Source organism: Bacteroides sp. AN502(2024) (assembly GCF_041227145.1).
In the GTDB taxonomy this organism is placed as follows: domain Bacteria; phylum Bacteroidota; class Bacteroidia; order Bacteroidales; family Bacteroidaceae; genus Bacteroides.
Window position 1 is genome coordinate 916,309 of the sequence record NZ_JBGFSP010000003.1, and the last position, 15,563, is coordinate 931,871.

At 41.8% G+C, this 15,563-nt stretch carries 10 protein-coding genes; 1 reads left to right on the forward strand and 9 read right to left on the reverse strand.

Translation table 11 applies throughout. From position 1 onward, the window contains the following. Window positions 1-224: 224 nt before the first annotated feature. Window positions 225-4,217 carry a helix-turn-helix domain-containing protein gene (locus AB9N12_RS03580; protein WP_369889736.1) on the reverse strand — a complete coding sequence of 1,331 codons (3,993 nt, stop codon included), beginning with the start codon at window positions 4,215-4,217 and terminating at the stop codon, window positions 225-227. A 196-nt stretch (window positions 4,218-4,413) separates the two neighbouring features. On the opposite strand from AB9N12_RS03580, the gene AB9N12_RS03585 reads away from it, so the two are divergent. Beyond that, window positions 4,414-5,565 (forward strand): IS4 family transposase, encoded by a 1,152-nt coding sequence (locus tag AB9N12_RS03585; protein WP_369889338.1) that lies wholly within the window; start codon window positions 4,414-4,416, stop codon window positions 5,563-5,565. Between the two features lie 152 nt (window positions 5,566-5,717). On the opposite strand, the gene glmM is transcribed toward AB9N12_RS03585, so the two are convergent. The 8 genes from glmM to AB9N12_RS03625 all read right to left on the reverse strand — a co-directional run bounded on the left by glmM (window position 5,718) and on the right by AB9N12_RS03625 (window position 15,290). Then, a complete protein-coding gene (gene glmM, locus AB9N12_RS03590; protein ID WP_369889739.1) occupies window positions 5,718-7,109 on the reverse strand; it encodes a phosphoglucosamine mutase in 1,392 nt (463 codons plus the stop codon). A gap of 36 nt (window positions 7,110-7,145) precedes the next feature. Continuing rightward, entirely contained in the window at window positions 7,146-7,841 is a 696-nt protein-coding gene (locus AB9N12_RS03595) for a DUF4827 domain-containing protein (RefSeq protein ID WP_369889741.1), read from the reverse strand. A 118-nt stretch (window positions 7,842-7,959) separates the two neighbouring features. Next, window positions 7,960-8,997, reverse strand: coding sequence for a bifunctional oligoribonuclease/PAP phosphatase NrnA (locus AB9N12_RS03600; protein WP_369889744.1), 1,038 nt, complete (start codon window positions 8,995-8,997; stop codon window positions 7,960-7,962). A 47-nt stretch (window positions 8,998-9,044) separates the two neighbouring features. After that, on the reverse strand, window positions 9,045-11,192 hold the full coding sequence (locus tag AB9N12_RS03605) for a ComEC/Rec2 family competence protein (protein ID WP_369892795.1): 2,148 nt from the start codon (window positions 11,190-11,192) through the stop codon (window positions 9,045-9,047). Window positions 11,193-11,200: 8 nt separating this feature from the next. Continuing rightward, window positions 11,201-11,851 carry a ribulose-phosphate 3-epimerase gene (gene rpe / locus AB9N12_RS03610; protein ID WP_369892796.1) on the reverse strand — a complete coding sequence of 217 codons (651 nt, stop codon included), beginning with the start codon at window positions 11,849-11,851 and terminating at the stop codon, window positions 11,201-11,203. A gap of 40 nt (window positions 11,852-11,891) precedes the next feature. Beyond that, window positions 11,892-12,881, reverse strand: a complete 990-nt coding sequence (gene fmt, locus AB9N12_RS03615) for a methionyl-tRNA formyltransferase (RefSeq protein ID WP_369889746.1) — start codon at window positions 12,879-12,881, stop codon at window positions 11,892-11,894. 51 nt (window positions 12,882-12,932) lie between these two features. After that, window positions 12,933-14,726 carry a chloride channel protein gene (locus AB9N12_RS03620; RefSeq protein ID WP_369889748.1) on the reverse strand — a complete coding sequence of 598 codons (1,794 nt, stop codon included), beginning with the start codon at window positions 14,724-14,726 and terminating at the stop codon, window positions 12,933-12,935. Then, the gene (locus AB9N12_RS03625) at window positions 14,727-15,290 is read right to left on the reverse strand and encodes an L-threonylcarbamoyladenylate synthase (protein WP_369889750.1); all 564 of its coding nucleotides are present in this window, start codon (window positions 15,288-15,290) and stop codon (window positions 14,727-14,729) included. Between the last annotated feature and the right edge of the window lie 273 nt (window positions 15,291-15,563).

The following is a 15,563-nucleotide window of genomic DNA, read 5'->3' on the forward strand; positions in this document are numbered from 1 at the left end:
ACAATCATTGGGACGTTTATTTCAAAAATGCTAAATGATTAAAACAAACTTTGCGATGATTGTAGACGGTACAAAACTTTAGTATTATAGTTCTGTACGTGAAGGATAGCAGATACTACTCCCCATTATTAGCAAAATTATCAACCATATTTTTCTGCCATTCATTACCTTTATTAATATCCATCACATTCACATTTATATTGATTAGTTACCGCCAACACCACTTATATATCCCCATTCTCTACCTGTACCACATCGGAATTATTCTTCCTGCGAAAATCTTTCGGTGTCATCCCAAACTTCCGGGTAAATTCTTTGTAGAAATAGGAACGGCTGGAGATACCTACAGCCGTAATGACGTCTTGAATGGAAAGCTCTTCATTCTGCAAAAGGCGGGCAGCTTTCTCCATGCGATAATTTTTAATCAGGTCGCTAGGAGAAACAGGAGAGATTTCTTTAAATCTACGATAGAATTGACGCGGACTTATAGACATACAATCGGCAATCAACGTAGTACCAAGATCTTCTTTATCAAGATTCTGTTCGATCACCCGTAATAGTTTTCGAATAAAGTCTGCCTGCTCTGATGTCGTATAGGTAAACAGCCCGGACAATTCTCCCAAATCCTCCAAATAAATCTGCGCAGGTTCCCGTCTGCCATAGATAGCTTTATTCACCGCCTCTTTCAAAAAAAGAATATCATAAGGCAATACGATATAAGAATCTGACCATAAAATCAATTCACGCTGAATGGCTGAACTGGCTTTCCATGTCAGCATCGGAATAAAAACAGTTTTCGACAACACGGAACGATTCTTTCCTACATATTCCATAAAAGAACTTTCGGCCTCTGTATACATCGCCATATCAACTAGAAAGACTGCGGGAGCGGATTGACTAATTTCATCAAATGCGGTTTGCACACTCTTGACAACAGAGACGCAATATTTCTCTGAGAGCAGCCCTGTTATTAACCAAACCATTTCTTCCCGATCCTCTAACAGTAAGATTGTCATCTTTTCTTTTGACTGTTCTTCTGTTAATGCCGCAGGCGTAAAGACAAGGGTCAGACTACAACAACCGGATTCCATTACTTTATAATGTAGAGAGGTATGGAGTTGTTCCAAAGCAGATTGCACAAAACAAAGCATCAATTGGCTACTAAATGAGTGATCGATATCTTTTTTATCAGGTACAGAACACTGCGTACCAGTCAGCTGTTCATACAAATTTTTAAGTATATCATTGGCGGCAGACGACAATGTTAACCACATTGTTTCCTCCTTTTCCTGCGCATCAATTGTGACTTCTGACGATTTTGACTGTAAGCAAACATATTGATAACAATAATACAAGATACAACGCAAAGCGTTCTTGTATACAGGGAAAGTAAAACCAACAGAAATGGATGAATGCAGGGAAGAAGTATCAACCCCTTGTCCCTGCAATGTATGCAACACCTCCATTGATAATTCTTGCATACACATGCGAGCGGAAAGGATAAAAGTAGTAGGATAGAAATGCTTCAACTTCTCCGAATGGAGCGTTTCCGGACGGAACAGGGTAGCCATAGCAGTTTCCCGTATCAACTCAACCTGTTGATTCCGTTGCTCGTAAGAAGTATTTTCTGCACGCAATTGATCGCAAGCATGATAAATAAGTGTAAAACTATCAAGCAATTCTCGGCTATAAGTAACATGTCCTGTTACACTCTGTTGACTTTCGGTATGAAGTAACCGTTTCAATATTCTTTCATGAAGGAAATATCTGCGAATCAAATAAAACAGATAGCCAGCAAGGAGGGTTAACACCAAAAGATAAAAGAGATAAGCCCATACTGACTGATACCAAGGAGGAAGAATATGTATAGGAATAGAAAATAATTTATATTCCGTATCGAACACATCTTTCCTATAACGGACTTTAAAAATATAATCACCTGCAGGAACATCAGTATATGAAGCCTCATTGATGCTGCTGAATGAAGTCCATTGATTTTCATATTCTTCCAGGATGAATGAATATTCCACTTCTTCACCGGTTAAATAATCAGGCACGACAAAAGAGAGAGAAAAAGAAGCGGCGTCTCCGTCCAGTTGCAAACTTTTTCCGTCGGCTGCATAATAATCGCCTAAACTTACTTCCTTGCGCCCTATCCACAGACGACGCAGCAAGATGTCGGGGTAAAATTCGGGGGCTGCCGCCACCTTACGGTCCAGATAAAGTAATCCGTTAATACCTCCAAAGAAAAGACTGCCTGTATAAGGGCATTGGTAATAAGCGTCATCGCTGAACTCACCAATCTGTACACCAGCTGTATAATAATAATCGTGCGATGCACCATTTTGGGGATTATATTTGATAAGTCCGCGATTAGTTCCTAACCAAAGAAAACCATTCCCATCTTCCAGTACGCCATGTATCATATCATTAAGTAGCCCCTGCTCTCTACCGATATAGCTAGCCTGTATTTTCTTCTCACAAAAGGTTAGACAAACCAAACCAGAAGTAGTTCCTACATACATTTTACCATCTTGAGCCCAATGCAAACTTAATATATCATCCACCGATTTATGAAGCATCTCCTTCAAAGATATAACCTGATATTCTTCCGTCCGTTTATCAAAACGGACAAGTCCTTTTTCTCGGCTTCCTAACCATAAAATAGAATCACCTTCTGCCAACATGGGATAGAACATCGTAATTTCCTGTTGTTCATGAAAGAAATGATAGCGTTTCTGTTTTCGCACACTGATAGTTTTCGAGCCTTTTTCTATTATCAACTTATAAAATCCCACTCCTGCCGTAACAGCATAGAGCACACTATCGCTTCCTTCATAAATATCATGTATCTCGATAGGTGGATAATCTAAAGCATTTTCTACTTGATGTATCTCGTCATCTTTAAATGAGTAATAATACAATCCCGGATTTCCGGCTCCAATCCAAAACCTATCGCTGTAGCGACTTTGTACCAATTTATAAACATGGAACTCCTGATCCCATTTCACATACGAAGATATAGACTGCTTTTTCCCGGGAGAATAAGCTGTAGCATCTACAAGCATGTTCTTGTCTGCATCCCGAAAATTAGGCAGATGCAAAAGTCCATCTCCTTTTGTTCCAAACCATAATCCTCCATACTTATCAGTCATGACCGAACGTACCTGCCGGCTCAAATTAGTCGACATACGGTTCAATATCAGATTAGTGGCAATTGAATATTTTTTTGCATAAATCACAGCTCCTTGTCCATCCGATGCAATCCAAAGCATACCTTGAGGCGATCCACGATACATTCCATAAATACGGATATTTCGATTAACGATCTCTTCTTCGTATTTTCTCGATGTACGTAAACGAACTAAACCGTTTGCACGAAATCCAATAACAATATCTTCATAAAAGGGAACGATTCCTGCTATTACTCCATATTTTTGTACTAATGATGAAAGATTACGAATATAAATTTTAGATTTACGGGAAATATCATACATATACAAATCTTTGTCGCAATCTATAAAACAAAAAACACCATTCTGATAGAAAATATTTTCAATAACTTTCGAATGAAATTGTATGGGTGAGACAGTCAATTTCGCTGATAAGCTATCAGTATCAAAAGCGTTTAGTGAGTAATATTGAATCTGTCCAGTATGAGGTGGGAAAAGCCAAAGTACCCCATCATCAGTTACAAATGCCCGCTGCTCCATACCATCCATCGATAATGCAGCTGTGCCTACTGAAACAAATTTCTGATATTTTGTATTATAATAGAAAATTCCATCGTCCGTAAGTGCCCATGTATTTCCTTGCTTGTTAGAATGAACGTAATAATTACCCTGAAAATCGTAATTACCAACAATTTGCTTCGTTTTTTGTGAGAAACGATTTATTCCTAAATGGGTGGCAATCCACAAACAACCGTTATCTGCCTGAGAAATAGAATGGATAACATTGTTACTTAACGTCTTATCTACTGAAAAATCGGTTCGAAACACCTCCATGGTTTTACCATCCCAACAATTGACCCCATCATAAGTTCCAAACCACATCAGTCCATCATTATCTTGAAAAAGACAAAGCACTGCGCTATGAGATAATCCTTGTTGATAATCTACCTTTGAAAAGAAATAAGAATCTTTCTCATTATCAGCAACAACAATCATTGAAGGTATTAGCGCAATAAGAAATATAATCAGACGTGTTTTCACCATATTTTCCAAGTTATATACATCGGTTAGATAGTAATATTCATAATAGCGCAAATATACTAAAAAAATAAATGATATCTTAACAAAATATGGTAATAACCAATATTGTCCTAAATAAATTGGGGGAACAAATAAAAAGGAAGTAGAACTAAGGTAAAATGACTACCTTAGTAGCGAGCCACCAACTCATCTACTTCCTATGGCAAATATAACACTTTTCGCACAGGTAATATCACATCTCCCGAAAGAAAATATCAGGAAAATCATAAAATCTTCGGGGTCAGACAAGCATTGCAAGGGCTACAATACATGGAGTCAGTTTGTTAGCATGATTTTCAGCCAATTCTCAGGATGTGATTCAGTCAGAGATATCTCAAACGGGCTGAAATCAGCCACCGGCAACCTCAATCATTTGGGAATCAACCGTGCACCATCCAAGTCAACGGTAGCATATCAGAACGCCAACCGAGACAGTTCGGTTTTTCGAGGCATATTCTACTCGTTGTTTCAGTATTTCGGACAGCAAGCCCTATGGCAACGAAGAAAGTTCCGTTTCAAGATGCCGATAAAACTGCTCGACTCCACATTGGTGTCATTGACTCTGTCAATATATGACTGGGCACATTACACTACCACCAAGGGGGCGGTCAAGATGCACACGCTATTGGACTATGACAGTCTTTTGCCGGAGTTCGTGAATATCACCGATGGCAAAACCACCGACAACAAAGCTGCTTTTGATATTGAGTTACATCCGTATAGTATTGTAGTAGCCGACCGAGGCTACTGTGACTACTCATTGCTGAATAATTGGGACAGCAGCAACGTGTTCTTTGTAGTGCGTCATAAAGACAATATCCGGTACAAAGCCATAGAGGAGTTGCCTTTGCCTGAAAAACACGCTCAGAATGTACTTATTGACGAAATAATCGAGTTCGAACTCTCGGCGGCCAAATCCAAATATCCCAAACGTTTACGTCGCATCGCAGTATGGAACGATGAACACGGTTTTGAGGTTGAGCTACTCACAAACAACTTCACATTGGCAGCATCAAGCATAGCGGCTCTGTACAAGGCTCGGTGGAACATAGAAATCTTCTTTCGCAACCTCAAGCAACTGCTACGCATCAAGAGCTTTATCGGCACATCCCGCAATGCCGTAGAGACCCAAATATGGACTGCTATGACTACAATGCTGATTCTGACATGGCTAAAGCACATCGCAAGATACAAATGGGCATTGGCTAACCTTGTGGTCACCCTCCGGCTGAACACATTTACCAAAATCGACCTCCAAAAATGGCTTGATCAACCATTTACACCACCTCCCGAAACCATCGAAAACGATTAGGGGGGATTGATTTTGAACTCTCGAGGCTATACTTAACAGTATAGTCAGTTAGCTCATGCTCAAAATTTATTTAGGACAATATTGGGTAATAACAGAAAAGTCGTATCAAAAATGATACGACTTTTCTGTTATTATGTGTTTTTAGTTACTTCTTATTTCTTTGCCAATTCATTAATCACATCCATTATTTTCAGACCGATTTCTTCAGCCGCCTCCATAGTAGATGCTTCGCTATATACACGGATGATTGGTTCCGTGTTACTTTTACGTAGGTGTACCCATTTATCGGCAAAGTCAATCTTCACACCGTCGATATCGTTGATTTCTTCATTCTTATAGATTTCCTTCACTTTGGCAAGGATGGCGTCTACATCTGTGTCAGGTGTCAAATCAATGCGGTTCTTTGCCATAAAATAAGGAGGATAAGTGGCACGAAGCTCGCTAACTTTCTTTCCTTCATGAGCCAGATGGCTAAGGAACAAAGCGATACCTACCAATGCATCACGACCATAGTGGCTGGCAGGATAGATCACTCCACCATTTCCTTCACCACCGATAACGGCATTGGTTGCTTTCATCTTCGTTACAACGTTCACTTCGCCTACAGCAGAAGCATTGTATTCCATACCATATTTACGGGTTACATCACGCAGGGCACGGGTAGAACTCAGGTTAGATACGGTATTACCCGGAGTATGTTTCAGTACATAGTCAGCCACAGTGACCAGTGTATATTCCTCACCGTACATTACACCATTTTCGCAAATCATTGCCAAGCGGTCAACATCAGGATCTACAACGAATGCTACATCGGCCTTGCCCCCTTTCATCAGGTTCATAATGTCACCCAGGTTCTTTTCAAGCGGTTCGGGATTGTGCTGGAAGTTTCCGGTAGGTTCACAGTAGAGTTTTTCTACCTGTTTCACACCCAGACGTTCAAGAAGTTCGGGAAGAATGATACCGCCTACCGAGTTTACGCAGTCGATAGCTACACGGAAATTGGCTTTCTTGATAGCTTCTACATCTACCAGGTCAAGAGCCAATACACTGTCAATATGCTTTTGATTATAAGTCAGGTCTTTGCGGTAAGATCCCAGATGATCGACATCGGCATAGTCAAATTCCTCTGCTTCCGCAATACGAAGTACTTCGTTGCCTTCGGCTGCATTCAGAAATTCACCGTGTTCATTCAGGAGTTTCAATGCATTCCACTGTTTGGGGTTATGAGAAGCTGTCAGGATAATGCCACCACAAGCACCTTCCATGGTAACAGCAAGCTCTGTGGTGGGGGTAGAAGCAAGATCAATGTCCACTACATCCCAGCCCATTCCCATCAAGGTGCCTACTACCACGTTTTTTACCATTTCACCAGAGATGCGGGCATCACGTCCGACAACAATCTTGTTGCTATTCACTTTGCAGATCTTACGAATCAAAGTGGCATAAGCCGAGGTGAATTTTACAATGTCAAGCGGGTTCAGTCCTTCTCCCGCTCCTCCGCCGATAGTTCCGCGGATTCCAGAGATCGATTTGATTAGAGTCATCGTTTTTAACTAAAATATTTATTTAATGTTAGTGTCTCAACTTTTGGCTTTCTCAAACTTCCAGATATCATAGAAGTAGGGATTGACATATTGTTGCGCAGTTGTATGCCCCATCTTAGAGGGTACAATCAAGCGTACATGAGCATCGTTACGTAAATATGGTAAAGCAATCAACCATCCGGATGGAATCGCAGTTCCATAACCATTACTATTCCATAATAAATCGTAATTCAAAGCATCGGATAAAACGATTCCATAAACAGTAGACGCATTTTGTACATAACGGAATGTTAATGGAAACTTGTAATAATCCGGATAATCCATCCATTCTTCCAAAGGTACATTGAAACAGGTAATCTCTCCTTTCATCATATCCTTTTCCACATAACGAGTACAAATGATATCATTGTCAGCAAAAGTATCTGCCTTATTAATAAATTCCGTTCCATTCTCCCCGATCTCCTTTCCGCCACGATCTACGATCTGCATATATACCCCATTGGAGAAAGCAACATATTCGTCATAATCATCCCCAGCATCTTTCGAAGCCGTAACAGTGTCCCGTTCAAACTCTTCCAGTGAAATGACATGGATATCATTATCTTTGATGAACTTATTCACCGCATTTTTCTCATCTTCCAGCATTTCCGCATAAGTCTTCGAATCGTCGCATGCCAGAAACAGACTTCCGGCGGTTAACAAAGAGAGAAATAAAAATACAAGTTTCTTCATTATCTGTTATTTAGCTATATTCCGTACAAATGTATCTCAAAATCATTAAAAGTTGAAAGAGGAAAGTTGAAAGTTCGTATCTTTTAACCTTTTCACATTCACTTTTAACCTTCCATTTTTAGCTTTTCGCTGTTAGCAAAGATTTATACTTCTCAAGCGCTTTCTCAAAGACTGCTTTTGCCTCTTCCATCGTTCCGAAAAACTCACCACCCGAAGCATTCAAGTGACCTCCTCCATGGAAGAACTCGGCAGCCAACTGATTGCAAGGAAAGGTTCCTACTGAGCGAAGGGATATTTTAATCATCGGTTTCTCCGTATCTTCCCTCAAGAAACAAGAGAAACAGACATTCTTAATGGAAAGGGGAATATTTACAAAGCCCTCGCTATCGCCTTTTATATAGTTGAATTTACTTTGTTCAGCTTTCGTCAGTGTGATGAGTGCCGAATTGTAATCCGAATACACGGTCATGTTCGACAATACATATCCCATCAAACGTAGACGACTCTCTGAATAAGTATTATATACCTTACGGTAAATATCATCTTTATCAATCCCCTTAGAAAGGAGTTCACTGATGATAAAATAAATTTCCCGGTTGTTCGAGTTATAAGTGAATCCGCCGGTATCTGTCATCATCCCTGTGTAGATGCATTCTGCACCCTCCTTAGATATATCACTGAAATACCCCATACGACAAATGAGACGAAATATCAGTTCGGAAGTAGAAGATATTTTAGGATAGGACATCACTATCTTACAGAACTCTTCGGGATGCAAATGATGATCAATCATTATTTTACGTGCCGGAGAAGCAGCCACGACATCTGCCATATCGCCAATACGTTTCAGCGCATTGAAGTCGAGACAACAAATGACGTCTGCTTCGGCTATTAATTTATCTGCAAAATCTTTGTAACGGTCATACAAAAGAATATCCTTGGTGCCCGGCATCCACCGCAGGAAATCAGGAAAGGCATTCGGCACAATGACGTTTACAGTTTTTTCCTGTGAATCCAAGAAATGATATAGTCCCAGTGAAGACCCGATAGCATCACCGTCAGGAGAAACATGAGATACAATTACTATTTTGTCAGCTCGTTCAAACCATTTGATGAAATGGTCGATTTTAGCTTGTTCAATTACTTTCGTCAACATACTCTTTATACTTTATCACGGTGCAAATGTACGATAAATCTTTGTACTTAGAGCAAAAAGCGGACAGAACCTTCGTCGGATAGCGAGATAAACCGCAGACCGGATTTTTTACATTCGCTTTCAAGAAGGTGTTTGCGGTATTCCGGGAGAGATGCGTCCAATATGACGTAAGAGAAAGAAAAGACCCGGTTGAGTTCCTCCAGACGTCCGTCATATCCTTTGCATAAGTAAAGATAATGAATATATAACGGAGAAGCGGTGGTTTTGTTGCGCCAACGATTGTCATTGATCACACCAACATGACAACCATGATAAGATACAATCTGCTGCCGACGGTTCAGTTCAACATACCGGCAATCGGTAGTTATTTCTTGGGGAGGCAGAAGGTGATGACGTCTCCAATAATTAGCAGCCACGCGTTCCAGACGTTTTTTATCGGGGATAGAATCTACATAGCTTATCCAAGAGCGCCCGTCATTCCCTATGCAATGCACTGCAGGACAACCGCGCACGTTATAAAAGACCAAGCCCGTCCGAGGACGATCCAACCCATACAATGTTGCATGATAAGTACCCAGTAATAAGAGAGAAAAAAGACCAATCAATAAATTCCGATATCGACGATTCTTGAAATAATAAGCCCATAAGCAGCCGACAATATAAATACCCCATATTTCCGACTGATAAAGCCAGATTCCATCGATAGAAGCGTAAGGAAGCTGTTCCACCCAACGGACGAAAAAATTAAGTCCTTCCAATAGCTTCTTGACACCTTCGGCCACTATCACCTGAAGCCATGAAAGAGGAGTCAGAAGAAGCATCACGACAGCAGCGTATAAGAGAATCGTAATCAAAGAGATAACGACCAGATTCGTCAATAGGAAATGCACAGAGAATCGGGAGAAATAAAACATGACAAGCGGTGCCGTTCCTATTTGTGCGGCAATAGACACACTCATCACTCCCCAAACATACTTTCCGACTCTACCTTTCACCGTAATCAAGTGATAGATCGACTTTTGCATCAATAGAATGGAAGCAACAGCAAGAAAAGAGAGTTGAAAGCCAACATCAAACAACCATGCCGGATTACAAAATAACATCAACCATGCAGCTGCTGCCAGTGTATTTAGAGATAGCGGTTGACGCCCAACCACATCTGCCATTGCTAAAATAGAGAACATACTGACCGACCGTACCACAGAAGGAGAAAGTCCTGTAAAAAAGGCAAAAGCCCACAATAGAACCAGAAGAAGAACAGAACGCATACCTCTACCTATATTTCCTCTTCGGGCAACGGGCTGCAAAATGAGAAAGAGCAGTGTATATAAAAGCCCGATATGCAAACCGGATAAAGCAAGAATATGACTGGCACCGGCTACAGAGTAACTCTCACGAACCGAATCACTTAATTCAGTCTTGTCCCCTATGGTCAGTGCTAAAAGTACAGCCAGCTCATCACCGGTAAATCCTAGTTCCCGATAAAGTGAGATCACCTTTCTTCGGCAAGAACCGGCTACACTTTTGAGATCAAGGCTATTCTTTCCACCCCGTTGCAAAGAGACAGGGGAGTTACCCGGAGATAATGGTGGTTTGTTTGAAGCTAAGATTGTCCATTTCCCAGACGCAACATATCCTGTTCCACAGATTCCTTTGTACATCAGGAAGCGTTCATAATCAAATTCATCAAAGTTCCGATTGTTGTGAGGAGGAGAAATACGGGCAGAGATCAACAGTTCATCTCCATTCTTTAACAGGGCGGCAGCCGAATCTTGCTGTAGATAAAGAAGCACAGCACGCCCTATCGGATATGTACCGATAGTGTCACGACGTTCTTTCAATTGTGTCTGACAAAGATACGTATGTTCTTTTGCTTGAGGTGCATCCGTTATCAAAATCCGATACACAGTTTCATCTTCAGGAAAAGAGTAAACAGCCTGTTGCAATTGCCAAGTTATCCCAAGCCATCCTCCCATGAAACAAAGGATAGAAACTGCCAATCCAAAGCACCATCGCAATGAATAGCGTTTCAGGAAATAAAGGACAAACAATAAAGCAATGCAAAGTCCAAAGGTCAGCACAGGCCATAAGAGTTCCCATGAACGGTCAAAAAAATGATCACCACAAAAAACGCCTGCTACCCAAGGGATAATCAGGCGTATATAAGGATATCGATGGATGTAAAAAGTACTCAACAAATCAGTTACAGTTCGTGTAGCTGACGAATCATAGCTTCCGGATCCGGTGCCGCAAAGACAGCATTACCAGCCACTAGCGCATCAGCTCCTGCCTCAACCAAGCGGGCACCTGTTTCCAGATTCACCCCACCGTCTACTTCAATCAGTGCTTTCGAGCCTATCCGTTCAATCAGGGCACGCAGTTCATGAACCTTTTCTACAGAGTGTTCAATAAACTTCTGCCCACCGAATCCCGGATTGACGCTCATGACAAGCACCATATATACCTCCCGTATAATATCTTGTAAAAGAGCTACCGGAGTGGCCGGATTGATCGTTACAGCAGGTTGCATCCCTGCTTCTCTGATCTGCTGAATCACCCGATGCAGATGCGGGCAGGCTTCATAATGCACATTCATCGTATGAGCACCCAGTGCCTTCACTTCCGGAATAAACTTTTCCGGATTCACAATCATCAAATGCACATCCAACGGTTTCTTGCTCAACTTCGCCACATATTTCAGTACCGGAAATCCAAATGAAATGTTCGGAACAAATACTCCGTCCATAATATCAATGTGTACCCACTCCGCTTCACTGCGGTTTAACATTTCAATATCCTTTGCCAGATATCCAAAATCGGCAGAAAGGATGGAAGGAGCGATAATTGGTTTCATCATTTTTCTATTTTTAGGTTATAGTCGTCTCTTATTTTAATCACCTCATCGGATGAATCACCTCCATCTTACAATCATCTCCCAGGTGATACCCACGAAGAAATTCATCTACTTTCAGACGTTTTTTACCGGGAAGCTGTAACGAAAGAACAGACACAAATCCATCCGTTACAGCCACTTTCATGAATTTCTTCCCATCTGTCAGGATTGTTCCTGTGGCCAATGAATGTGATTCATACACCTTCTCACTTTCAAATATCTTCACCACCACTGCTGTCTCTTCTTTAGAAGTAATCAGTTCACTCCAAGCAGCAGGATAAGGTGATAATCCACGGATAAAGTCGTATATCTTCTTCACCGGCTGATTCCAGTCAATCCGGCAAGTCTCTTTAAATATCTTTGGAGCCGGACGAAGTTCACCGACAACTGCCATCTCTTCTTGAGGAATCGTTTTTACCATTCCACTCAATATGGCATCCACCGTTTCAAGAACCAGTTTTCCTCCCAACATCATCAGCTTATCATGTACCACTTCCACATTATCGGTATCTGCGATAGGCACGCGCACTTGCTGAATCACTTCTCCGGTGTCTATCTCATGTTTCAAAAAGAAAGTGGTAATCCCCGTTTCCGTATCACCGTTGATAACCGCCCAGTTGATAGGAGCAGCGCCACGATATTGAGGGAGCAAAGAAGCATGAAGATTAAACGTGCCCAATCGGGGCATATTCCATACCACTTCGGGCAACATACGGAAAGCAACTACAATTTGCAAGTCCGCCTTCCATCCACGCAACGCTTCTACAAAAGCCTCATCTTTCAATTTCTCCGGTTGAAGCAACGGCAAGTTTTGTTCAAGCGCATATTGCTTTACAGGAGAATACTGAATCTTATGTCCGCGTCCGGCAGGCTTATCGGGCATAGTAATCACCCCCACCACATTATAACCGCCTTCTACCAATTGACGCAGGGCCTCTACCGCAAAATCGGGAGTCCCCATATATACAATTCTTAAGTCTTCTTTTTTCATTAATTCGACATGTTATCATTACTTAAGCACGAATGATTGCCCTTACGGTTGTTAATCTTCAGAGAAATGCACCAATACTTGCCGGTATGAATTAAATATCTTCGATTTAGAGACAAACCCCTGATATCGTCCTTCTTCATCCACTACCGGAAGATTCCAGGCTTTCGTCTCATCAAACGTCTGCATCACCTGTTCCATTCCATCCGTATTGAATATCTTGGCAGGGGCAGATGTCATCAATTTATTAACAGTGAAACGATGATAAAGTTCTTGCCGGAACATGATGTTACGAATGTCGTCGAGAAGTACGACTCCCAGCAATTCACCCGTCCTCTTATCTGTCACCGGGAACACATTTCGATGAGAAGCAGCAATTGCTTTCACCAATTCGCCCAAATCCATTTCCGGATGCACAACAACGAAATCGTCCTCCACCACATTTTCCATTTTCATTAATGTCAATACGGCCTTATCCTTATGGTGCGTAATCAGCTCTCCCTTCTTGGCCAGACGCATCGAATAGATGCTATGAGGCTCAAAAGCAATGATAGTCAGATATGAACTAACGGATACAATCATCAACGGAAGGAATAAATCATATCCACCGGTTAGTTCGGCTATCAGAAATACCCCTGTCAACGGAGCGTGCATGACGCCACTCATCACTCCCGCCATTCCCATCAACGCGAAATTCTTCTCCGGCAGATAAGCAGAGAAAGCAAAATCATTGCTGAAATGAGAGAAAACAAACCCGGCAATACACCCCAGATAAAGCGAAGGTGCAAAGATTCCACCACAGCCGCCGCCACCATTCGTTGCACTGGAGGCAAATACTTTCAGCAAAATTATCAACATCAAATAAACCAGCAGCAGATTACCGTAACCGTAAAACATAGAATTGTTCATCACCGTATCCCACTCTGCCGCAGATGTTCCATTCAGCAAAAGCTCAATCGTATCATATCCTTCACCATAAAGAGGCGGGAAAAGGAAAATCAACACACTCAACATCACACCACCGAAAGCCAGTTTCTTATAAGGGTTATTAAGTTTACCAAAGAGGCCTTCCACCGAATTCATGGCACGCGTAAAGTACAACGAAATCAGTCCGCAAAAGATTCCCAACAAGATAACAAAAGGAATACGTTCCAGTTCGAATGGCTGATCAAGATGAAACTTAAACATAGCTTCCGTACCGGTAGTAATATAAGATACGGTAGCCGCGGTCACTGCAGAAATCAGCAACGGAAGCAAAGAATACATAGTCAGGTCAATCATCAGGACTTCCAATGTAAACACGAGCCCGGCAATCGGAGCTTTGAAAATACCGGCAATGGCACCTGCCGCTCCACATCCCACGAGCAGCATCAGCGTGCGGTGTTCCATCTTGAAGACGCTACCCAAATTGGAACCGATAGCTGAACCGGTCAGCACAATCGGCGCCTCCGCCCCGACCGATCCTCCAAATCCGATAGTGATGGCACTGGCGATAGTAGACGACCAGATATTATGTCGTTTGATACGCCCCTGCCTGCGGGAAATGGCATATAGAATCTTGGTGACTCCATGACTGATGTCGTCCTTGACTATATTGCGCACAAACCAGCCTGCCAAAAAGATTCCGACTACCGGATATACCAAATACAGGTAGTTGGCTTGCGTCGCACTGAAATTATCGGTCAGGAAATTCTGTATCTGATGAATTAAGAATTTCAATATTAATGCAGCAAACGCTGTAAAGATTCCCACAAGGAAACTTAATATCAGGATAAATTGCTTCTCCTTTATATTCGCTTCCCGCCATTTGATGCAACGCTGTAATAAACTAAGTTTTTCTTCTTTCATTTATTCGCGAATTATCTTTATCACTCCACCTTTTTCCAACTTAATAATACTTGAGGGTTTCGGCCGGCTCCTATCATCCTGACGAAAGCCAACGATATAATCTACCGCCGATTTGATTTCATCACTGATTTCACTAAAATTAGCCGCACCCGGCTGCCCGCTGACATTCGCCGAAGTAGAAACAATCGCTTTGCGAAACTGTTGACAGAGTCGTTTGGAGAACTCTTCATTCGTCACCCGAATCCCCACACTGCCATCTTCGGCGAGCAAATTCGATGCTAAGTTACGCGCTCCGGAATAAATTATCGTCAACGGCTTGTCGGCAACTTCAATCAAATCCCATGCAACATCAGGCACCTCCTGTACATAAAAATCCACTTTAACCGGAGAGTCTACCAAAACCAGCATAGCCTTACTGTCAGCGCGTTTCTTGATCTCATACACGCGGCGTACAGCCTCTTCATTCGTCGCATCACAGCCTATACCCCATACGGTATCGGTGGGATAAAGGATCACCCCCCCTTCATTCATCACCTGACAGGCTTTTTTAATATCTTCTATCATTTCTCGATTAATTTCCGTTAAGAACGAATGGCAAAAATAACACTTTTATTCCATTTAGTGAAATCTATCCCAACGTTTTTAAGTCCACAGACACAAACATGAAGGAAAAGACAAGCTCTCCCACAGGTAAAAATGAAAATCCTCTTTCATCCTATCACCGTCGTCCTGAAACTCTTTATTCATCGCATCTACAGAGCGGTGATAGGTTGTTATTAACCTATCACCTCATCTGTCACCTATCACCGCCTGTTTTTTTGAAGAAGTGTTTTGAGA